Origin of the sequence: Xanthomonas populi (assembly GCF_002940065.1) — a bacterium.
GTDB lineage: Bacteria > Pseudomonadota > Gammaproteobacteria > Xanthomonadales > Xanthomonadaceae > Xanthomonas > Xanthomonas populi.
In genome coordinates this window covers 14523-34629 of the sequence record NZ_MDEJ01000020.1, presented here as the reverse complement: position 1 = coordinate 34629, position 20107 = coordinate 14523, and the positions used below count along the sequence as shown (strand labels likewise).

Sequence of the window (20107 nt, the reverse complement as noted above, 5' to 3'; positions counted from 1 at the left end):
TGCATGCGGATCACTCGCCTCGCAGTTTGTGCAGAAAGCGCGGTGCGGTGCGGCCCAGCGGCAGTTTGAGTTTGCTGATGGTCTCGATGCGCGCTTCGGCAATCCGATCGGCCGCCTGCTGCGGCGCCACGCCCAGCTGTGTGGACAGGTCGAACACCTTTTCCAGATTGTGATAGATGCTGCGGATCAGCCGCATCGCGCGTTCGCGGTTGTAGCCGTCGATCTCCAGCGACACATTCATCACGCCGCCGGCATTCACCACGTAATCGGGTGCATACAGGATGCCGCGCTGGTGCAGCTCGTCGCCGATGGCGGCGCTGGCAAGCTGGTTGTTGGCAGTGCCGCAAATGATCTTGGCCTTGAGCCGCGACAGCGTCTGCTCGTTGATCGCGCCTTCAGGCGCGCACGGCGCGAACACGTCGGCCGGCACTTCGTAGATTTCGTCCACACCCACCGCTTCGGCGCCGTACTCGGCCACTGCGCGGTCCACCAGCGCCGGGTTCAGGTCGGTCACGTAGAGTTTCGCGCCGCGTTCCTTGAGCAGCTTCACCAGCTCTATGCCGATATGGCCCAGGCCCTGGATCGCGATGCTTGACTTGCCGACTTCTTCGTGGCCGAGCTTGCGATTGAGCGAGGCCATCAGCGCCTGTAGCGCGCCGTAGGCAGTGAACGGCGCCGGGTCACCGGAGCCGCGATGCACCTGATGCACGCCGGTGACGTACTCGCTCTCCAGGTAGATCTGTTCCATGTCGTTGACGTCGGTGCCTACGTCCTCGGAGGTGATGTAGCGCCCGCCCAGGGTGTCGACAAAACGGCCGAACGCGCGGAACAGCGTCTCGGTCTTGTCGGTCTTGGGGTCGCCGATGATCACCGCCTTGCCACCGCCGACATTCAAGCCGGCCAGTGCGTTCTTGTAGGTCATGGTGCGGCTGAGCCGCAGCGCGTCGTCGAGCGCGGCTTCGCTATTGGGGTACGGGCGCATGCGCACGCCACCCAACGCGGGTCCGAGGCGGGTGCTGTGCAACGCGATGATCGCCTTGAGGCCGGCGTCGCGGTTGTGACAGAAAATCACCTGCTCGTGGCCGGTGGTATTGAGGGTTTCGAAAAGCATCGAAGGCTCCGCGGGGCTGCGTGATGTGCCTTCCCTGAAGCCGGGTCTGGACCCGTGCAAAGGGAAATAAAAAACGCGACGTCTGCAGACCCTGTCCGATCACCTCGCGCTGCAATATTTTAACCCACGTCGGCAGGGGCTTGTGTATGAATCTGTTCACTAATGCTGATAGCGCTGTTGCCGAAACCACAAGGTTCCCAGTCATTTGCGCCCCGTGGTGACTGGCAGGCCGGCGTGCAGCGAATCCGGATCTGGGCGGCCATCGGCATGCAGGTTGTCGAAGCGCACCAAGCTGGCGCGCACCAGCGCCTGCGCCAAGGCATTGCATTGCGGCCGGTTGTTGCCCATTGGCAGCCTGGGTCAGGTTTGCGAGTGCGTGCGGTTCCGTCGTGGCATCCTAATCCCTGCCCGGGCGATGTGCGATCAGCTGTTCGCTGACAGCGCCAACTGGGTCAGATACAGGCGCAGATCGAACTCCAGTTGGTGGTAGTCGCGTGTTATGTGGTTGCACAGCTGGTAGAAGGCCTTGTTGTGATCGGCCTCCTTCAGATGCGCCAGTTCGTGGGCGACGATCATCTGCAGAAACGGCTCGGGGGCGTCGCGAAACAACCCAGCAATGCGTATTTCGCGGCTGGCCTTGAGCCGGCTGCCGTGCACGCGCGAGATCGCCGTGTGCGTGCCCAGCGCATGCTTCACCACTTGGAGATGGTTGTCATACATCGCCTTGTGCAAGGTGGGCGACGCGCGCATGTAGCGCTCCTTCATTGCTTTGACGTACTCGTACAAATGGCGGTCGGTGCGGATCTCATGGCGGTCCGGGTAGCGTCGCGCCATCACCGTTGCGAGCTTGTCTTGCGCGATCAGCTCGCGCACCTGATCCAGGACTGCGGGCGGGGAACCGGTAAGGTAGCGAAGAGTGTCCATGCCGATCGAGTGTTGCGAAGTGCACATGATCGCCGATGCGGAGGCCGGTGGCGAATCTGCATGCGCAATGTGGCGTTATATGTCAGGCGTGTTCACGAATGCGGCACATCCGGATGCGTAGCGTGCAGCGCATGTTTCGCGGTGCTTTGCCGCAGACACACGACTGAAATACTGCACTGTGCCGGATGAGGAGACAACAACATGATGAAGTGGGCCATTATTTTCGCCATCATCGGACTGATTGCCGGTGCGCTCGGGTTTGGCGGCATGGCAGGCGCCGCGATGGGCATTGCCAAGTTCCTGTTCTGGGCCGGCATCATCATCGCCATCGTGCTGTTTTTGCTGGGTGTGACGATCGCCAAGAAAGTGACCTGACGTCCGAGTGCGTGGCTTTGGCGCGCGATGCGCACGCCAGCCGCGTCAGCCGGAATGCAAAGGAGCGGTCACTGGCCGCTCTTTTTTGCAATCTCATAAAGCAAGAACGACAAGCCAAAGACTGCAGGCGAGTAATACCGCAAGGCATTCGATGCGCTCTCGCGCAGATCAGACGCCGGTGTCTTCGGCAGTGGTGTGCAAGGCGATGTTGAGTTGATCGATGGTCACGATCCAGTCGGCATCGTCGAGGCGTTCTTCACGCAACAACTGTGCCTGTGCTGGTGTCCAGAATGGTGCTTCTTCCAGACGCACATCGCCCGGCAACGAAGAGTGCTCATCGATAAAGTCGCGAATGCTGACTTCGTCCGATGGCAGACCCAACTGGGCGAACAATTCGGAGAACGGGTGGACGGGTTGTTCCATTGCGAATTCCTCAAAGAGTGCGAATGAGCAGATGCTAGAGCACCTGATTTGAGCGCACTGTGCACGTCAGGCTTGGATTTGCCTGCGCGCATGCCCATAGTCCACTCCTAAGCCAACAAGCCGAGGCGATCATGGCGACCGGATGGGCGGGTGATGGGGCGGTGCAGGACAAGATCGATGCAACCGTCGAGGATGCGATCAAGCGTGCGCGGAGCCAGTTGCATCAGGGCCCGAGCCTGAGCCACTGCGAACAGTGCGAGGCAGCGATTCCCGAAGCGCGCCGCAACGCGGTGCCTGGTGTGCACCTGTGCGTGAATTGCCAGGAAACGCAAGACCTTGAGCAGGCGGCGCAAGGCGGTTACAACCGCCGCGGCAGCAAGGATAGCCAGTTGCGTTGACGGCCGTGGCGGGCGTCCTAGTTGGCCTTGAAGCGACTGGTCTCGCGCCAGCGACGCGTGGTGCGCTGGAAGAACAAACTATTGGGTACCTGCAGCACGCTGTCTGCGTGATCGCCGGTTTCTTCCAGCGTGGTGTAAATCACATTATTGGATATGTTCGGCACCGCCATGCCCATCGATGCCTCAGCTTGCGACAGCCCCGCCGACGGCGATGACGCAGGGTTGGCGCGCGCTGCTGCACGCGGAGATCGCGTGGCATACGAGGCCATCTATCGCCGCCATTCGCCGCGGTTGTATGCGGTGGTCTGGCGGCTGTGCGGTGGCGACGCGGCGCGCGCCGACGATGTGTTGCAGGAAACCTTCATCGCGGCGTGGAAGGCGTTGCCGCAATTCCGTTTTCAAAGCGCGCTGGGCACCTGGCTGCATCGCCTGGCGGTCAATACCGCCTTGATGGAGCTGCGCGCGCGCTGTTGCGAGCGATCACCTGGTGGACGATGCCGATGGCGAGATGCTTGCGGCGATTCCCGGCGCAGCGCATTGCCAATCGACGCAGATGGATCTGGAGCGCGCGCTGGAAACACTGCCGCTACGTGCGCGCGCAGTGGTGGTGTTGCACGATATCGAGGGCTGGAAACATCAGGAAATTGCCGACGAACTGCGCATGGCAGTCGGCAGTTCCAAGGCACAACTACATCGCGCGCGCGGTCTGCTGCGTGCGCGGCTTGGAGAAACCGTATGAATCGCGATCCGCATGATCCGCACAATGCCGATGACACTGCGTTGTCCGCGCGTTTGCGGGCATTGCCGCAACAACGCCAGCCGCCGGCACAGGTATGGGAACGCATTGCACCCGCATTGACGGCGCACTCCAGCGTGGTCGCATTGACGCCGCGGCGCCATCGCCCATGGGCCTGGCCTGCACTGGGTGTGGCGCTTGCAGCTGCGCTGGCGTTGGTGGCCGTCGTGCCTGGGTTCAATCGGCAGGCACAGACGCCAGTGCCCGCGCAGCCCCCATTGGTGGCGCAGGCGCACGCAATGGCCGGGCAGTACCAGCAGGCCATTGCTGCGTTTCCCATACAGCAGGTGCCGGCCGATCTGCGTCCTGCGCTGGATGAGCTGGATCAGAGCGCGCAGGCCATCCAAGCTGCGATCGCGCAGAGCCCGCGCTCGGCGTTTTTGTTGTCGCAACTGCAGCGCACCTATGCGAAGCGGCTGCAATTGACCCGTCTTGCCTCACAGGGCGAGGCGTCCTTCCCTAGCTGAGGAGCATGCCCATGCGTTACGCCCATCTTTCCCTGTTGCTGCTGGCTGCGGTGTGCGCCGCGCCAGCAGAGGCACAGACCACGTTGAAGCAGACCCATCTACTCGCGCGCGGCGGGCGCGTGGAGGTGGAAAACATTGCCGGGCAGATTCGCGTGCGCGGCTGGGATCGCGACGACGTGGCGCTGACCGGCAGCTTGGGCGAAGGGCAGCGTCTGGACGTGGATGAAAGCCCGGACCTCTTGCAGTTGCAGGTGATCTACCCGCGAAACAGCCGCAACAGCAACGGCGCTCAACTGGAGTTGCGTGTCCCGCGTGCTGCGTTGCTGGACGTGGAGGCGGTGAGTGCCTCGGTGGATGTCGATCAGGTCGATCTGGCGCGGTTGCAGCTCAAGTCGGTCAGCGGCGATGTGGTCGCAGGTGGACGCGCCGAAGAGGCGCAACTGTAAACCGTCAGCGGCTCGCTGCGCAGCACCCTGTCCAGTGGGCGGCTGACCCTGGGCACGGTGAGCGGACAGATCGATGTGCCATCGGGTGCCAGCGGGGTGGTATCGGTCGAGTCCGTCTCCGGCCAGATCCGGGTTGGCGCGGGGCAGGTGTCGCAGCTGCGCGCTGAGAGCGTGTCCGGGGGGACGGTGCTGACGGTGACCGGTCTGGCGTCTCGCGGCAGCATCGCTGCGGAGAGTGTCAGTGGCTCGATCACCTTGGATGTGCCGCGCACTGTGTCGGCAGCGCTGCAGGTGGATGTCTTCAGCGGCGAAATCCGCTCGGTGGCCGGGCAGGTGAAGCGGCCCGAGTATGGCCCCGGTAAGCACCTCAAGGCGAGGCTGGGAGCTGGTAAAGGCAACGTCAGGCTGGAATCGCACTCAGGTTCGGTGCGCGTCGATTACACCAATTGATGTCTGAAACCTGACGCCTGAAACAAGCGTGCCACCTCGCGGTGGCACGTTTACAAACACTTCCGGCAATGCTTAGGCGATCTTGTCGCCATCGTTGCGTGCGGGGCCGAAGTTGGTGGTGAGCACTTCAATCCTGCCGCCGGTCTTGCGGAACGCCGCAATGTCGGCAGCGATACGCTCACGACTGAGCGGTTGCGACTTGCCTTCGCTGCGAGCGATGCTGGGCTGGGATTTCTGCTTGGTCGCGGGACGTGCCATGTGGCCTCCTGTAGCGGTGAAGTGCAAGGACATCGCGTGCGGTTAGGGTGGCGCGCGCAGAAGCGATGTCGAGAGGTGCGATCGCGTTCGGTGCGCAATCGCGGCGGCACAGAGAGCGTGCCTTGCAGACAAGACGGCTGGGCGTCTGGCAGCAACCTTGCATTTTATGGGAAGTTGCGCGAAATTGCGTTAACGCTTGCTGTGCAAGGCGATGCGTCCTGTACACAGCTAACCGACCACGTGGCTGCCGCTTACCGCGCGGCAGCCCATGCCAGGCCCTGGACCACACCGAAAGACGGGTCGCCCTGCACCAGCCGCGCTTCCGGAAAGGCTGCCGCGACCGTGTCGCGGAGATAGCCGGCGCGCGACATGCCGCCGGTGAGGAACAACGTGGCCGGCGGCGCCGCCAGGTCGGTACGCACGTGGGCGAGCAGGCCTTCCAGTTCGCTCAGATAGTTGGAAGCGGACGCGACCAGCGCGCTGGCCTGCACCTCCACACCGAGCCCGCGTTCGATGAAGTCCAGCGCCACCTGGTGCTTGTCGCGCTCGCTGAGCGCGATCTTGCAGGCTTCCACGCCGCGATACAGGCGCGCGGTGTTGCCGGTCTCCTGCAGCGCCTGCAGGCGCTTGTCGAACGGGGCGGGCACGTCCTGATACTTGTGCAGGCGGAATTCGCGCTGACGGGTCATGTCCTGCACCATCGCCGCTTCCACGTAGTGATGGGTCGGCACGCGGGTGATGCCGCGGCCGAACAGCGGCATGTAGGCGGCCAGGCTTAGTGCAAGATCGATATCGGTACCGCCGCGTGCGATGCCCCATGCACGATGCACCTGCGGCGCGGCGTTGCCGCCGACGCTGGCATGCGCGATGTCGGTGGTGCCGCCGCCCATATCCACCACCACGGTGTCGTGCCGGGTGTCGTGGCTGACGTGGTAGTGCATGGCGGCGGCGGCGGGTTCTTCGAGAAAATCCACGCTGTCGAAGCCGGCGGCGATGGCGGCGGTTTGCAGGATCTCCAGCGCTTGCGCGTTGCCGGCGTCACCGATCGAGCTGCGGAACTGCACTGGGCGGCCCAGCGTAGCGCTGCGGATGTTGATGTCGAACTGGCGCGATGCAGTGAGCCGGATGTGTTCCAGCACATGCGTGGCGATGCCGGTGATGGTCTGGCGCGCACGCGGATGCAGGTTATAGCCGAGCATCGACTTGGGGCTTTGCACCAGGCTGCCTTCGCCTTCGAGGAAATACGCATCCAGCGCTTCGTCGCCGTACACCGCGTTCTGCAGCAGGGCGGCAGAGCTGCGCGGCTCGCGTACCTGTTCTTCCATCCATTGGCGCCGCACGATGCGGATCGCATCGCGGCGCAGGCTGTCGTTGCTGGAGGTGCGGCCAGCGGCGGCAGCATCGCGGCGGCCCGAATCGATCAGCCGTTCCACCTCGTACTCCAGCGCCGGGGTGAGGCTGAAGTCGTCCGGGTCGTGCATGGTTTCGGGGAAGTACACCGTGGTGCGGAACTGCAGCTCATGCCCGAACCGCACTGGCACCACCTGCCCATCGACGATCGCCGCAGCGGCGGAATTGCTGGTACCGAAGTCGATGCCGAGTTTCATGCAGGCGGGCCTATGAGCGGGCGGCGCACTTTACTACTTCTGCCGTTTGCGGCGTAGGCAAGGGGCCGCGTAGAGGTCGCAGCAGCCGAAGCGCCGCGCACCCGCAGGCGCACGGCACGATGGGTCATGCCGCAAGGTTGGCGACGTGTCCTTCGTTCAGTTCTTCGGTGGTGGCTTCGCGCACTTCGATGACTTCGACCGCGAAATGCAGGGTCTGCCCGGCCAGCGGATGGTTGCCGTCCACAGTGACATGGTCTGCACCGACGTCGGTGACCGTCACCAGCACCTGCTGGGTGCGGGCCTCGAACTGCACGCCCGGCACCACCTCGATATCGGTGGGGAAGGCATCGCGCGGCACCTGCTGGATCAACTGCGCATGGCGCGGGCCATAGCCTTGCTCGGGCGCCACATCGGCGGTGAGCGTTTCGCCCAGACGTTTGCCATCCAGCGCTTGTTCCAGGCACGGCACGATGTTCCCGGCGCCGTGCAGATAGCTCAGCGGCGTGTCTGGTGTGGAGCGGTCTAGCACCTGGCCGGTGTCGTCGGAAAGAGTGTACTGAATGGTCGCAACGCGACCCTGGCTGATTTCCATTGGAAACCTCCATGACGGTGATCGAGTGGAATGCATCGGCTGCGTCACGATGCGAAGAGATGCTGCACGCCCACCGTAGGCAATCGACTGCGATCATGCAACCGCAGCCGGGCTTGCGGTTATGGCGATGATCAGCTTGGTGGTGGTGGCGTCATGTTGAAGCGCGCATGCAGTCGCAGGTTCAATGCGTTGACGGGTGGCGATAGCAACGCGACGTGGCGCATGTGTTGCGTTGTTACCTCAGCAGTCGTTTCGCACGCCTCAACGCGCACCTCAACGCACACGCGGCGTGCTAGTCGCGCTGCGCGCCGCGTTCGATCTCGGTGCGACGTGCATGCCATGTTTCCGGCGTTTGCGGCTTGATGAACAGCGCGTTGAGCTCGGGATGCTGGCGTTTGGCGGCGGCCTCGATGCGCCCGACGCAGGCTTCGATCTGCGGCGTGGTGCGGCTGTCTTCGAACTCGGCGCTCAGCGCAGCGACCACTTGATTCGGGCCCATCTGCATGGTCAATACGCCGTTGGCGGCGCGCACGTCCGGGTCGCTGGCGGCAATGCGCAGCAGCGATTCGTTGACGTGCGCATGTGCGGGCTCGCCGATCAGCAAGCTCTTGGTTTCGCGCGCCAGCAGGAACGCGGTGACCGCGAGCACGCCGGCGATGCCGATCGAGGCGATGCCATCGAGTTCGGGCATGTCGAACAGCTGCGCGCCGGCAAGGCCAAGCAAGGCCATCGACAAGCCGATCAATGCGGCGCTGTCCTCCAGCAGCACGGTGAACGTGCTGGGGTCATTGCTCTGCCGAAACGCCTGAAAATAGTCCATGCGGCCCTTTTTGGCGCTGAATTCGCGCAAGGCCACCACCCATGAAATGCCTTCGAACACGATCGATACGCTGAGCACGATGTAGGCGATCAAATGGCTCTTGGCCGGCTCGGGATTGCGTAGATACACGATGCCTTCGTACAGCGACACGCCTGCGCCCATCGCAAAGACCAGGAGTGCGACAATGAAGCTCCAGAAATACAACTCGCGTCCGTAGCCAAACGGATGCGTGGGCGTGGGCGCCTGCGCTGCGCGCCGCAGGCCGTATAGCAGCAGCACTTCGTTGATGGTGTCTACCATCGAATGCACGCCTTCGCTGAGCATCGCCGAGCTGCCGGAAATGCCGGCGGCAATGAATTTGGCGACCGCAATGACCAGATTGCCGGCCAGCGCGACGTAGACGACCAGGTGCGAGCCGGTCTTCTTTGCGGGACTTCTCTTTGCGGTCCCTGGCTCTGTGGATTCGGGCGCTTCGTTGGGTATATTGGAGAACGATTGATTAGGCACGCGCGACCTGCCATGCATTCGACAAGCGACGCACTATCGCGCCGCCGCCGTGCCGGAGACGTGATCGCGCGGCCGTAAGGCTACAATCCATGCCAGTTTTGAGCTTAGGAATGGCATGTCCACCGTTCCCGCCTGTCCGCAATGCGGCCTGGAAAACACCTATGCCGATGGCGCGTCGCTTTGCTGGGCGGACACGGCAATAGCACCGGCAAGCGCCATCTCGTCGAGCACGTCGACCTTGTCGGCAGGATTACCGCAGATCGCATCCAAGCCCATGCCGGACACGAAGCGAATCGTTGGCACGGCTTGGCGCGGCCGGGCGCACCGTCTCGGCCGATGCAGTGGATAACGCGCAATCTAACAGTGTGCTGCCGAGCAGTACCGCAGTGAGCAAACGCATCACGCACATCATTGGCAACACAGTATGGCTGCATCTCAGGATCTGAGGTATCCCCACGTTTCGGTTTACGAATCAGGACCTTGCGTCATGAACCGATGAAACGAGTGCGCGCATGGCGCCGTCTTCAAGGTGACGAAGCAATAGATAAAGACTGGCGACCATGCGCGCCAATAAAGTGGTGCAGAGGGTGTGTTGCCGATGCAGGCGAGCCCATACATTCCCTGCGCGTGTAGGACACAGCGTCTTTGCATTGCATAGAAGGCGCCGAACTGTGACGTGCTGGGGCATGGCGCTGAACCGCTGCAAACGCCGTCCTTTCGCTCGTTGCTGCATTGCACAATAATGGGCTGCAACGTCATTCTGGAGTCGGGCATGTCCGATACCGACCTCTCACCGCCGCGTGTTTCGCGGCGCGATTACGTGCTGATCCTGTTTGCGTTGGCGATGGGCGGCTTTGCGATCGGCATCAGCGAATTCTCGACCATGGGGCTGATGACGCAGATCGCGCAGGGGCTGCAGATCAGCGAGCCGCAGGTTGGTCACATCATCAGTGCCTATGCGTTGGGTGTGGTGGTTGGCGCGCCGCTGCTTGCGATTCTTGGCGCACGCTGGCCGCGGCGCACCTTGTTGCTGCTGTTGATGGTGTTTTATGCGCTTGGCAACCTCGCCAGTGCGTTGGCGCCTAGCTATCACGCCATGTTGCTGTGCCGTTTTATTGCGGGTTTGCCGCATGGTGCGTACTTCGGCGTGGCGTCATTGGTAGCCGCGTCGATCAGCCCGCCCAATCAACGCGCCACTGCGGTGGGCCGCGTGTTGATGGGCTTGAGCATTGCCTTGCTGCTGGGCAACCCGCTGGCGACCTGGCTGGGCCAGAGTGTGAGTTGGCGGTGGGCCTACGCTGCGGTGTCGGTGCTTGCGCTGTGCACTGTCGCTGCAGTGGCCGCCCGATTGCCGCCTGCGCCGGACGAGCCGCGTCAACAGCCGCTGCGTGAGCTGCGCGCGTTCAATCAGCCGCAGGTATGGCTGGCGTTGGCGATCGGTGCGGTGGGTTTTTCCGGCATGTTCTGCGTCTTCAGTTATCTGGCACCGACTTTGACTGCGGTCACCGGTGTGGAGCCGGCGCGGATTCAGTTTGCCATGGTGGCGTTCGGTATCGGTGGCGTGCTCGGCAGCATCCTGGGCGGCTGGTTGTTCGATCGCATGCAGTTCCGCGCGGTGCCAGTGTTGTTGGTGTGGTCGGTAGTGGTGATGCTGACCTTTCCGTTGGCCGCGCACTCGGGTTTGTGGGTGTTCGTTTCCATCGTGGCGGTCGGCACCATGGGTGCACTGGCGCCTGCATTACAGACACGTTTGATGGATGTGGCGGCCGAAGCGCAGACCCTGGCAGCCGCTTCCAACCATGCGGCATTCAATACCGCCAATGCCTTGGGCCCCTTGCTGGGCGGGATGGCGATCACCGCAGGCTGGGGCTGGACATCCACCGGGTATGTGGGCGCGGCAACTGCGCTGGGCGGTTTGTTGGTGTACGCACTGGCGGTATGGCAGGAGCGTCGGCAGCGTGTGTCGGTGGCCAGCTGACAAGCGTTGCTGCGTTCGCTATCTCGTTTGTCTGTACATCATCAACGTCAATCGGTAACAAGTCGCAGCACAGACGCGCTGCGTATCCACAGCCAACTCACGGCGTGGCATCGAGACTGCACGCTTGGACATAAGCGGACCGAACAGCGCCATGACCGAGTTCACTCCACCGCCGTGGAAGCGCCCCAATCCCAGGCGTAAATCCGCATCCACACCACTGACCGATGCGCAGAAAGCTGCAGCGAAACAGCGCGCGCAAGACGCCGGGCGGCCATACCCCAACCTGGTCGACAACATGTGGGCAAGCCGGCAACCCAAGTGAGTGTTGACTTGGCGTTGGCATCGATAAATCCCTATTCATCGCCTGCATGATCGCGTGAGGACACTTCCCACATCGCTCACATGCGGATTATGGTCGCGCCACCACTATGGAGCCGCACACAACGCCAAGGCAGCGCAATCACTCCATCGATTGCCTCATCCCCCGAAGCTAGCGCGACCGCAATGCACTAACGCGCAGCGCCGGCTCATCGCAACAAGGAGCGACACATGAGCATTCAAAGAAAAACCGAGCATAGCCTCAACGACCTCATCGCCATTTCCCGCGACGGCAAAGAGTTCTACGACGAAGCCGCTACCAAGGTAGGTGATGCAGAACTTGCAACGCTGTTCCGCCGCATCGCCGGCGTCAAGTCCGACATCGTCAGCAATCTGAGCAACGTGGTCGCCGCAGCTGGTGGCACGCCTGAAACCAGCGGCACCATGGTCGGCACCATGCAGCAGTTCTACTGCAAGGTGCGTGCGACGCTGGGCGACGCCAAATACGGCTATGTGGCAGAGCTGGAAGAGTCCGAAGACCGTCTGTTGAAGGCCTTCGACGAAACCATCGCCGACCAGGACACCCCGGCTGCCGCACGCGACGCTGCACTGCGTCTGCTGCCGGGAGTGCGCGCATGTCACGACGTGATGCGTAGCCGCAAGCACGCGATGAAGAGCGCTGCATAAGTTGTGTGCGTGACCCAAGTGCATCCGCGTGATGCAGCTTGCGGAGTAAGAGCGGCTAACAAAAATACTGCGCAGCCGCCAGGCGGGCGCGGCCGGTGCTCGGAATCCTCATGTATCACTCGTACACTCCGGTTCCTGCGCGCCGTCCGCACCCACCTGACGACTGCTCGCTACGTTTTGTTAGCCGCTCTAAACCGATAAAGGCGGAAACGGGTAGCGCGAGCTGCCCGTTTCCTTTTGTGTCGCGCATGCAGACATGGCGCACGATTGCTGTTCCAAGCAACCATGCGCGTTCCACCTTGCGATCTGTATTTTTGCGTGTGCAGGACCCCGTCCGGTCTGCTAGTATCCGCCGCCTTTCCCCAGGCAGGCCCGCGTGCGCGGTCGTGGAATCACCGCATGAAACAGCAGTTCCTGTACCTGTCATCGGCCGAGGCGCAGTTGTCATTGGGCCTTGGTGAAGAGAAAACCATCGAGCGTCTGTTTTTTGCGGTGATGGTCGATGCGCGCATTGCCGAGCATGCTGCAACCATCGCCGAAGGTTTGCTTGGTAGCGGTCAGGTCGATGGCAAGCCGCTTGCGCGCGAACGTTTGCATGTGACCTTGCATCATCTGGGCGATTACGCCGGCGGTTTGCCACCGTCGTTGGTGAGCCGTGCCAGTCAGGCGGCCGAGCGCGTGGTGCTGGATGCTTTCGATGTGGAGTTTGATCGGGTCGGCACCTTTGGTGGACGACGCTCGCAGTTGCCGTGCGTCTTGCGCGGCGAAGAGCAGGTGCGCGGGTTGTATGCGTTGCAAGGCGCACTGGGTCGGCAACTGGCGCACGTGGGCATTGCCGGCGATGCGCAGTACACGCCGCATATGACGCTGCTGTATTGCAATCAGTCGTTGCCGCAACGGCGCTGCGATGCGCTTGCCTGGACGGTGCGCGAGTTCGCGCTGGTGCGCAGCTTTCTCGGTCAATCGCGTTACCAGATCGAGGGGCGCTGGTCGCTGCGCTGATGTGCAGGCGGGGGCGCACGCGGTAGCCTGGGTGCATGGACGCCACCGCATCATTGCTATTGCTGCAGGCCGATTAGCTGGCCGCGCTCGAACAGGCCTATGCCACGCCGCCACGCGCGTACCATCACTTCGGTCACGTGCGCGCGCTGCTGGAGCATTACGCCGAGGTCGCTGTTGGACCGGGCTGGCAGCAGCCGGTCGAGATCTGGTTGGCGGTGCTGTTTCACGATGCGGTGTATCAGCCCGGACGCAGCGACAACGAGGCAGAATCGGCCAAGTTGGCGGCGCAGTGCATTGCGCGCTGGTGGCCGCATGCGCAGGTAGATCTGCAGCGCGTACAGACATTGATTCTGCTGACCGCACGTCACGGGCAACTGCAGCCGCAGGATGTGGATGCCGAAGCAGCATTGTTCCTGGATTGCGACATGGCGATTCTGGCCGCACCGGCAGCGGTGTTCGATGCCTATGACGATGCCATTGCCGCTGAATACCGCAGACACGTGCCCAGCCTGTTGTTTCGGCTCAACCGCAGGCGTTTCCTGGCCGGCCTGCTCAAGCGCCCGCGCATTTTCTTGAGCGACTACTTCCATGCGCGCTGTGATGCGGCGGCGCGGGCCAATTTACGTCGGTGGCTGGGTCGCTGATCCGGCGCAGTTGATCTGAGCGTTTCATTCAGGCGCAGCAACAGCACACGCTACAATGGAGTATGTACGACAGCGCCGTTTCCATCCCCGACCCACGCCCGCAGGCGCCTCAGGCGCCTGCACCCAACGAGTGCTGCGAAAGCGGTTGCCCCTTATGCGCGCATGATCTGTACGCCGAGGAACTGGCGCGCTACCGGGAGGCACTGGCAGCCTGGGAAGCGTGTCATCAAGCGGGTGCGCCATAAGCGAAGCGTCGCGGTTCGCGCTGCAGCCTGGAACGATTATCTTTGAACCACTTTTTTTCCCGACGGTGCGACATGCGACGACTTGAGATGTGGAGCGCTCTCTGCGGCGCGGTGGTGGTGACGCTATCGGGCGTGGTCGCCGCACAGGCACCGCAACCGGTGAGCCACGGCCGCTTCGAACAGGTGCCGGTGCTGATGCCTCAGGACGAACCGCAGCGCGTGGTGATCTGGCTGACCGGCGCCGGCAACGCTGCCAAGCGCCAGGCGCAGGCGGAACGCTTGCGTGCCGATGGCGCGCTAGTGGCGATGGTGGACACCGCGCATCTGCACGCTGTGCTGCGCAAGGCTGGCGGCACCTGCACGTTCTCTGTCGGCGATGTGGAGAACTTTTCCCGCTATCTGCAGGCCTTCTATCACATCCCCACCTACCGCCTGCCGCTGCTGGTCGGCGACGGCGAGGGCGCCGCATTGGCCTATGCCATCGGCGCGCAAGCCAAGCCGCATGTGCTGGCCGGCGTGCTCACAGATGGGCTGTGCCCGGCAGCTGTCTCCGACCAGGCGATCTGCCAGCCGGGCGTGCGTGCGGGCGGCAATACGCTGCTGCCGGTGCAGTTGCAGATTCCGTGGGTGCTAGCCGGTAGCCAGGACAAGCGTTGCCCGGCCGCTGCCGAAGACGCTTTCCTGAAGCAGGTGCCGCAGGCGCGCATCTTCACCCGTTCTGCGAAGGGTGACATTCTGCCGGGCCTGCGCGCAGCCGCCCGCTCGTTGGGCGAGCAGAAGGGCGTGGCCCTGCCGCCGCCGCCAGGCGGTCTGGAAGATCTGCCGGTGGTGGAAGTGGCAGCCAACCGCGATGGCGACGGCGACGACGACACCTTCGCGATCTTTGTCTCCGGCGACGGTGGCTGGGCAGGGCTGGACGAAGAAGTGGCCGATGCGCTGGCCGCGCAGGGCATTCCGGTGGTCGGCCTGGATTCGCTGCGCTACTTCTGGACCGAGCGCACGCCCGAAGGCTTCGCCACCGATCTGGACCGCATCGCGCGCTTTTATGCGCAGCGCTGGCAGCGTCGGCGGGTGGTGTTGATCGGCTTTTCGCAGGGCGCGGACGTGTTGCCGGCAGCGATCAACAAACTGCCGGCGCAGACCAAGCAGAACCTGCGCATGATCGTGCTGTTGTCGGTGGGCAAGCTGGCCGATTACGAATTTCACGTCAGCAACTGGCTTGGCTCTGACGATGATGGCCTACCGATCGCGCCGGAAGTGCAGCGTCTGCCGGCCGGCACTACGGTGTGCATCTATGGCCAGGACGATCAGGACGCGCTCTGCCCGAGCCTGCCGGCGCAGGCCGCCAAGCAGGTCGCTCTGCCGGGCGATCACCACTTCAAGGGCGATTACGCCACCTTGGCCAAGGTGATCATGGAGCAGTTGCACGGGCTGTCGAAGCCATGAGCGAGCGCTGCATCTTTTGAGCTGATTCGGCCTGACTCTCGGCCGACGCACGTCAGCAAGCCAGTCGTCGCTTTTTGCTTCAGCCGCCGACTAGGACCGGTGTTTCTTGCGCACGTGCCGGCGTGGAACCTGATGCCGCATGGATGCCGTATCAGCGCCTACAGAGATGGACTTGCGGCGTGTCCCACGCTGGTACGCGTGCACGCGACCCCCAGTGACCGAAGCGTTCGGACAAGACCGGCAGACGTCATGAGCAGTGGGGGTTGGTCGATGCGCAGCGCCGCATCAGGGAGCGGGACACGTCGTAAATCCACCCAGGAGGCTCAGTGGCGGCATCCATGCCGCCACATGGTCACGTTCCCGGGCACGACACCGCACTTCCACTCTGCGCCGACGCTGATCGGCAAGCAGTGGTCTCAGCGACGAGGAGTGCTCCTGGAGTTCCGCATTCGATCTGGTGAGCCCTAGTTAACGCCCGCCAGACCCGGGCAGGTCTACGCGGCCTCACTCCTGCCGGCCAGGATCCACCGAGATCAACCGGGTCACATCCAGCAATGCCGCCGGCAAGTGCATGCCGCCCGGCGCGACCAGATAGCGCGGGCGCCAGGTCGGCGAGAACTTCGATTTGAAGCGACGCAAGCCGCTGAATCCATAGAAGCGTTCGCCATGCCGTGCGACCAGGCTGGCGAAGCGGTTCCAGCGGCCGGCCAGCCGATGCTCGGCCATGCCCGACAGTGGCGCCATGCCCAGCGAGAAGCGCGTGTAGCCGTTGGCCTGGCCCCACAGGAACAGCTCGATGAACAGGAAGTCCATGGTGCCCTTGGGAGCCTGCGCGCGATGCCGCATCAGATCCACCGACAACTCGCCGCCGGCCGGCGCCCACCACACATTGGCGAAGGCCATGATCTGTCCTTCCGCCTCGGCCACCGCTACCGGAAACCGGCGCAGGTAATCCGCATCAAAGCTGCCCAGCGAAAAGCCTTTTTCTTCGCCGGCTTTTTCTTCCAGCCACTGTTCGGAGACCTCGGCCAGCTGCGGCAGCACTGCCTCCACTTGTTCGGGCTGCAGCATGCGGAAGGTCAGGCCGCCGCGCTTGCCGCGGTTCCAGGCCTGGCGCAGGTCGGCGCGGTCGCGGCCTTCCAGGGTGAAGCCTTCCAGCGGCACCACCGCTTCTTCCCCCAGCTTGACCAGGGTCAGGCCCATGTCGAGGTAGGTCTGCCAGTATTTTTCGCCGACCTGGTAGAACACCGGGCGCAGGCCCATGTGGTCGGCCTCTTCGCGGAAACGCCACATCAACGCGCGCGCAACCTCCGGCGGGCCGACCGGGTCGCCCATCGAGATCAGCGAGCCCCCGTAGCGCTGCATCATCACAAAACCACGCCCCTGCTCATCAAGCAAAAACGCCTTGTCGCCCGTCAACGCCAGGCAGGCCTGGGTGTCGGTGCTGATGGACAGAATCGGCGCCAGCGTCTGCAGCGTCTGCGCATCGGCGGCCGGCATCGGGCGGCGCCCGCCACGCAGCAGGCGCGCCATGCCGAACACGATCAGGCCCACGCACAGGATCAACGCGGCGCGCAATGCACGCGGCGCATTGGCCGAGGTGGCGAACTCCCACCACAGGTCGTTGCTGTATTCGACATGGCTGTAGACGAAGAACAGCAACCAGAAGGTAGCCACCAGCACCAGGCCCAGATTGCTCAGCCAGCGCCATGACCAGGCTTCGTCCAGCAACGCGCCCTGACGATAGAACTCGCGGCGTGCGGCCCACAGCGCAATCGCCGCCAATGCGGCCGACAGCGACACCGAAATGTGGCTGCCGCGCAGCAGCGACAGCGGCGGCAGCAGGATGCACACGCCCAGTGCCAGCATCCAGGCCGCATGGCTGCGGCGCTGCAGACCCTGGCCGATCAGCAGCAACACCATGCCGCCCAGGCTGACAAGTAGATGCGAGGTTTCGATCAGCGGCAGCGGCGCCACGTCCTGACGCGCGCGTGGGGTCGGCAAGGTGCCGTCGATCATCAGCGCCGCACCCACCGCAAACACCGCCAACGCCAGAATCTGTGGTAGCCATGGGCGCAGTGCTTTCCACACCGTGCGTGCGGTGCTGGCACTGGCGCGCACCGGCGCGCCCAGGCCCGAGGCCGCCGCCATCGCCACCGAGATCAGCAGCGGCACGATGTAGTAGGTGACCCGGTAGGCCAGCGCCGCAGCCAGCACCGCGGCGGGGGTGACATGCGGCAGCAGCTTGAGCAGGCTCCACTCGAACACGCCCAGGCCGGCTGGCACGGTGGAGATCAGGCCGGCGACCACCGCCACCAACCAGATGCCGATAAAGCCGAAGTAGCCGGTGCCCGGATCCGACGGCAGCAGCACGTAGAGCGCGGCGGCGGCCAGCCCCAGTTCGACCACGCTCAGCGCGGTCACACCGAGCACTGTGGTGCGGTCGGGCAACCAGAAGCGATGACTGCGGATGCCAAATTCGCGGCCTTGTTTGCCGATCAAGACCAGCATCGCGACATAGCCGACCAGCAAGGCGATACCGGCGATGCGGATGCCTTCAGCGGCGATCGGCAAGGCGCGTGCGGCAGCTTCCGGTTCCAGCATCAGGGCCAGGCCAAGCAACACCCAGGCACCGAAGATAAAGCCAAGCGTGCTCATCAGCACCACTTGGCCGATCTCGGCCAGGGTCAGCCCCACGCTGCCGTAGCCGCGCAGGCGCACTGCACCGCCGGTAAGTGCAGCAAAGCCAAGCGTCTGCCCGACCGCGTGTGCCATGAAGGCTGTGATGCCTACCCGTGCCGGGTGCAGCCGCTTGCCGGTGCGCTTGAGCCCCACCCAGTCGAAGCCCACCAGGCAGGCGTAGCTGGTCAAGCCCAGCAACAGAGTGAGCGCGATCTGGCCGGCGCCAAGCGCACGGAACGCCTGGCGGATCTGCCGATAGCCGTGGTCGGTGAACTGCGCCGACAGCGCGTGCAGCGCCATCGCCAGGATCGCCAGGCTGATGATGACCGGCAGCGCGCGGCGCCAACCGCGGGGTGGCGCTTCGGAAGACACGGGGGTATCCGTCATGAGGGCAACGGGATCTGCTTGAAGGGAAGGAGGATGCATGCACGGAATGTGCTGCGCGCGCGGATGGTCTGCATGGGCTGGTCGAGTTGAAGTGCATGCAGCGTGACCGCATCAATGCCGAAGCGAGGTGAACACGTGGTTCGTTGCGCCGACCGGTGTCGGCTCTTGACGGCCGCGCGCATCATAGGGCAGAGCCAGGCGGACGTGCCGCAGAGGAGCGCTATGGGTCAGATGACAGTTGGAAGGGAGACAGGCTGTTGATGGGGAATGCATGCGATCACCGCGCTGCTGTGCGAACCCTGCAGCCATGCCCGCCACGCTGGAGCGGGCACGCTGGCGCGATCGCCGCAGGTGCAGGCGTGGCCTTCATGGGGCTGGTGGTGTTGCTGCAATGGTTGCGCGGCGATCTGGACTGGATCGACGCACAACTGAGCGCATACCTGCACGGTGGCTACGGTCTGCTGCTGCGCACGGCCTATTGCCTGCTGGCCGCAGCCATGGCGTGGCTTGCGCTGGGCCTGTACGCGGCGTTCGCGCCGGTGGCTTGCAGCCGCACGGTGGTGGGCTTGTTCTGGATGGCCGCACTGGGCTTGAGCGCTGTGGCGATCGGCGACAGCTGGGTGCCGGTGCTCGCACCCGACGCGGCGAAGATGGTGCACGTTCTATCGGCGGATACCGCATTTCTATGCGTGATCGCAGCGGTATTGCTGCAATCGTGGTATTTCCGGTGTGATCGTTTATGGCGACAGCACTTCGCGCTATTGTTCGGTTTGGGACTGACCGCATTTGCGCTGTTGTTGTTCCACGTCACGGTGACCAGCGCGCCGCCCGGCATCAGCCAGAAGAGTGCCATCGTGTCGATCGTGGCCTGGATGGTGCTGGTTGGGGTGTGGCTGGCGCGTTACGTACGTGCGCAGGCTGCACGTTTGCCGCATTCGCGTGACAATGCTCGGGTCAATCAACCGTAGGAAGTCTGAAATGGTGCAGCGATTCGATACAGGTCCGCGGATGTCCGAAATGGCCGTGCATGGCGGCGTTTGCTATCTGGCCGGCCAGATTGCCGAGGACACCAGCGAGGACACCAGCGAAGACATCACCGGGCAGACCCGCCAGGTGCTGGGCGAAATCGACAAGTTGCTGGCGCATGCGGCCAGCGACAAGACCAAGATCCTGCGTGCGGAAATCTTCCTGGCCGACATCGCCGATTTCGAAGGCATGAACAAGGCCTGGGACGAGTGGGTGCCGCACGGCTTTACCCCCGCGCGCGCCACCGTCGAAGCCAAATTGGCGCGGCCGGAGTGGAAGGTGGAGATCGTGATCACCGCTGCAACGAGCTGATCGCAAGGCGGCGCGCGGATCTGGTCGACCACGCGTTGCCCTACGATCAGCAAACCATTGCAGCTCTGCTAGCAGCCAGTTGCCAAAAGCTGGTTGCGCGCCGGGATGGCATTGCCAGCCAATGCGCTGATCTGTATGCCAGCGTTGTTGAAGAGCTGAGTTGAAGCTGACACATCGCGGCCATCTGCTGGCCGCGCAGTCGTTTT

General features: G+C 63.6%; 23 protein-coding genes, 1 other RNA gene and 3 pseudogenes. 16 read left to right on the top strand and 11 right to left on the bottom strand.

What is annotated here, in order from left to right; translation table 11 throughout:
- Window positions 1-10 precede the first annotated feature (10 nt).
- From XpopCFBP1817_RS05200 to XpopCFBP1817_RS05195, 3 genes and pseudogenes are all read right to left on the bottom strand, one after another.
- Window positions 11-1111 carry a Glu/Leu/Phe/Val dehydrogenase dimerization domain-containing protein gene (locus tag XpopCFBP1817_RS05200; protein ID WP_128416290.1) on the bottom strand — a complete coding sequence of 367 codons (1101 nt, stop codon included), beginning with the start codon at window positions 1109-1111 and terminating at the stop codon, window positions 11-13.
- 201 nt (window positions 1112-1312) lie between these two features.
- Window positions 1313-1405: pseudogene (locus tag XpopCFBP1817_RS22590) on the bottom strand (2OG-Fe(II) oxygenase); the annotation flags it as partial.
- Between the two features lie 129 nt (window positions 1406-1534).
- Window positions 1535-2062 (bottom strand): YgjP-like metallopeptidase domain-containing protein, encoded by a 528-nt coding sequence (locus XpopCFBP1817_RS05195; protein ID WP_128416289.1) that lies wholly within the window; start codon window positions 2060-2062, stop codon window positions 1535-1537.
- Window positions 2063-2236: 174 nt separating this feature from the next.
- Between XpopCFBP1817_RS05195 and XpopCFBP1817_RS05190 the strand changes: the two genes are divergently transcribed.
- A complete protein-coding gene (locus tag XpopCFBP1817_RS05190) occupies window positions 2237-2410 on the top strand; it encodes a DUF1328 domain-containing protein (RefSeq protein ID WP_128416288.1) in 174 nt (57 codons plus the stop codon).
- A 168-nt stretch (window positions 2411-2578) separates the two neighbouring features.
- On the opposite strand, the gene XpopCFBP1817_RS05185 is transcribed toward XpopCFBP1817_RS05190, so the two are convergent.
- Complete coding sequence (locus tag XpopCFBP1817_RS05185) at window positions 2579-2833, bottom strand: DUF2789 domain-containing protein (protein ID WP_128416287.1); 255 nt, start codon at window positions 2831-2833, stop codon at window positions 2579-2581.
- 131 nt (window positions 2834-2964) lie between these two features.
- Between XpopCFBP1817_RS05185 and XpopCFBP1817_RS05180 the strand changes: the two genes are divergently transcribed.
- The gene (locus XpopCFBP1817_RS05180) at window positions 2965-3231 is read left to right on the top strand and encodes a DksA/TraR family C4-type zinc finger protein (RefSeq protein ID WP_128416286.1); all 267 of its coding nucleotides are present in this window, start codon (window positions 2965-2967) and stop codon (window positions 3229-3231) included.
- Between the two features lie 17 nt (window positions 3232-3248).
- On the opposite strand, the pseudogene XpopCFBP1817_RS05175 reads toward XpopCFBP1817_RS05180, so the two are convergent.
- A pseudogene (locus tag XpopCFBP1817_RS05175) lies at window positions 3249-3386 on the bottom strand (mechanosensitive ion channel family protein); the annotation flags it as partial.
- Between XpopCFBP1817_RS05175 and XpopCFBP1817_RS05170 the strand changes: the two are divergent.
- From XpopCFBP1817_RS05170 to XpopCFBP1817_RS22580, 4 genes and pseudogenes are all read left to right on the top strand, one after another.
- A pseudogene (locus XpopCFBP1817_RS05170) lies at window positions 3385-3970 on the top strand (RNA polymerase sigma factor). The pseudogenes XpopCFBP1817_RS05175 and XpopCFBP1817_RS05170 overlap by 2 nt on opposite strands.
- On the top strand, window positions 3967-4494 hold the full coding sequence (locus XpopCFBP1817_RS05165; RefSeq protein WP_128416285.1) for a hypothetical protein: 528 nt from the start codon (window positions 3967-3969) through the stop codon (window positions 4492-4494). The pseudogene XpopCFBP1817_RS05170 and the gene XpopCFBP1817_RS05165 overlap by 4 nt, the downstream one beginning before the upstream one ends.
- An 11-nt stretch (window positions 4495-4505) precedes the next feature.
- Complete coding sequence (locus tag XpopCFBP1817_RS22585; protein WP_244171063.1) at window positions 4506-4940, top strand: hypothetical protein; 435 nt, start codon at window positions 4506-4508, stop codon at window positions 4938-4940.
- Between the two features lie 57 nt (window positions 4941-4997).
- Window positions 4998-5390 carry a DUF4097 family beta strand repeat-containing protein gene (locus XpopCFBP1817_RS22580; protein WP_244171062.1) on the top strand — a complete coding sequence of 131 codons (393 nt, stop codon included), beginning with the start codon at window positions 4998-5000 and terminating at the stop codon, window positions 5388-5390.
- 72 nt (window positions 5391-5462) lie between these two features.
- On the opposite strand, the gene XpopCFBP1817_RS05155 is transcribed toward XpopCFBP1817_RS22580, so the two are convergent.
- The 5 genes from XpopCFBP1817_RS05155 to XpopCFBP1817_RS23530 all read right to left on the bottom strand — a co-directional run bounded on the left by XpopCFBP1817_RS05155 (window position 5463) and on the right by XpopCFBP1817_RS23530 (window position 9459).
- A complete protein-coding gene (locus XpopCFBP1817_RS05155) occupies window positions 5463-5648 on the bottom strand; it encodes a hypothetical protein (RefSeq protein ID WP_010366034.1) in 186 nt (61 codons plus the stop codon).
- Between the two features lie 251 nt (window positions 5649-5899).
- Complete coding sequence (locus XpopCFBP1817_RS05150) at window positions 5900-7255, bottom strand: Hsp70 family protein (protein WP_128416284.1); 1356 nt, start codon at window positions 7253-7255, stop codon at window positions 5900-5902.
- 124 nt (window positions 7256-7379) lie between these two features.
- Window positions 7380-7847 carry an FKBP-type peptidyl-prolyl cis-trans isomerase gene (locus tag XpopCFBP1817_RS05145; RefSeq protein ID WP_128416283.1) on the bottom strand — a complete coding sequence of 156 codons (468 nt, stop codon included), beginning with the start codon at window positions 7845-7847 and terminating at the stop codon, window positions 7380-7382.
- A gap of 292 nt (window positions 7848-8139) precedes the next feature.
- Entirely contained in the window at window positions 8140-9174 is a 1035-nt protein-coding gene (locus tag XpopCFBP1817_RS05140; RefSeq protein ID WP_425479060.1) for a cation diffusion facilitator family transporter, read from the bottom strand.
- A 159-nt stretch (window positions 9175-9333) separates the two neighbouring features.
- Window positions 9334-9459, bottom strand: a complete 126-nt coding sequence (locus XpopCFBP1817_RS23530) for a hypothetical protein (protein WP_279627096.1) — start codon at window positions 9457-9459, stop codon at window positions 9334-9336.
- A 487-nt stretch (window positions 9460-9946) separates the two neighbouring features.
- On the opposite strand from XpopCFBP1817_RS23530, the gene XpopCFBP1817_RS05130 reads away from it, so the two are divergent.
- The 8 genes from XpopCFBP1817_RS05130 to XpopCFBP1817_RS05095 all read left to right on the top strand — a co-directional run bounded on the left by XpopCFBP1817_RS05130 (window position 9947) and on the right by XpopCFBP1817_RS05095 (window position 15494).
- Window positions 9947-11152 (top strand): MFS transporter, encoded by a 1206-nt coding sequence (locus XpopCFBP1817_RS05130; protein WP_128416282.1) that lies wholly within the window; start codon window positions 9947-9949, stop codon window positions 11150-11152.
- A 151-nt stretch (window positions 11153-11303) separates the two neighbouring features.
- Window positions 11304-11474, top strand: coding sequence for a hypothetical protein (locus XpopCFBP1817_RS05125; protein ID WP_128416281.1), 171 nt, complete (start codon window positions 11304-11306; stop codon window positions 11472-11474).
- Between the two features lie 227 nt (window positions 11475-11701).
- Entirely contained in the window at window positions 11702-12157 is a 456-nt protein-coding gene (locus XpopCFBP1817_RS05120) for a PA2169 family four-helix-bundle protein (protein ID WP_128416280.1), read from the top strand.
- A gap of 110 nt (window positions 12158-12267) precedes the next feature.
- A non-coding RNA gene (locus XpopCFBP1817_RS05115) (sX9 sRNA) lies at window positions 12268-12343 on the top strand.
- Between the two features lie 213 nt (window positions 12344-12556).
- On the top strand, window positions 12557-13159 hold the full coding sequence (gene thpR, locus XpopCFBP1817_RS05110) for an RNA 2',3'-cyclic phosphodiesterase (protein WP_128416279.1): 603 nt from the start codon (window positions 12557-12559) through the stop codon (window positions 13157-13159).
- A gap of 77 nt (window positions 13160-13236) precedes the next feature.
- Window positions 13237-13803 carry an HD domain-containing protein gene (locus XpopCFBP1817_RS05105; protein WP_128416278.1) on the top strand — a complete coding sequence of 189 codons (567 nt, stop codon included), beginning with the start codon at window positions 13237-13239 and terminating at the stop codon, window positions 13801-13803.
- A 62-nt stretch (window positions 13804-13865) separates the two neighbouring features.
- Window positions 13866-14048: an oxidoreductase-like domain-containing protein gene (locus XpopCFBP1817_RS05100; RefSeq protein ID WP_128416277.1), complete on the top strand. Its 183-nt coding sequence runs from the start codon at window positions 13866-13868 to the stop codon at window positions 14046-14048.
- Between the two features lie 72 nt (window positions 14049-14120).
- Window positions 14121-15494 (top strand): virulence factor, encoded by a 1374-nt coding sequence (locus tag XpopCFBP1817_RS05095; RefSeq protein WP_128416276.1) that lies wholly within the window; start codon window positions 14121-14123, stop codon window positions 15492-15494.
- 504 nt (window positions 15495-15998) lie between these two features.
- Here XpopCFBP1817_RS05095 and mprF read toward each other — a convergent pair.
- Complete coding sequence (mprF, locus tag XpopCFBP1817_RS05090; RefSeq protein WP_128416275.1) at window positions 15999-18563, bottom strand: bifunctional lysylphosphatidylglycerol flippase/synthetase MprF; 2565 nt, start codon at window positions 18561-18563, stop codon at window positions 15999-16001.
- Between the two features lie 260 nt (window positions 18564-18823).
- Here mprF and XpopCFBP1817_RS05085 point away from each other — a divergent pair, with 260 nt between their 5' ends.
- Entirely contained in the window at window positions 18824-19531 is a 708-nt protein-coding gene (locus tag XpopCFBP1817_RS05085) for a DUF998 domain-containing protein (RefSeq protein ID WP_128416274.1), read from the top strand.
- 10 nt (window positions 19532-19541) lie between these two features.
- Window positions 19542-19901: a RidA family protein gene (locus XpopCFBP1817_RS05080; RefSeq protein ID WP_128416273.1), complete on the top strand. Its 360-nt coding sequence runs from the start codon at window positions 19542-19544 to the stop codon at window positions 19899-19901.
- Window positions 19902-20107: the final 206 nt, after the last annotated feature.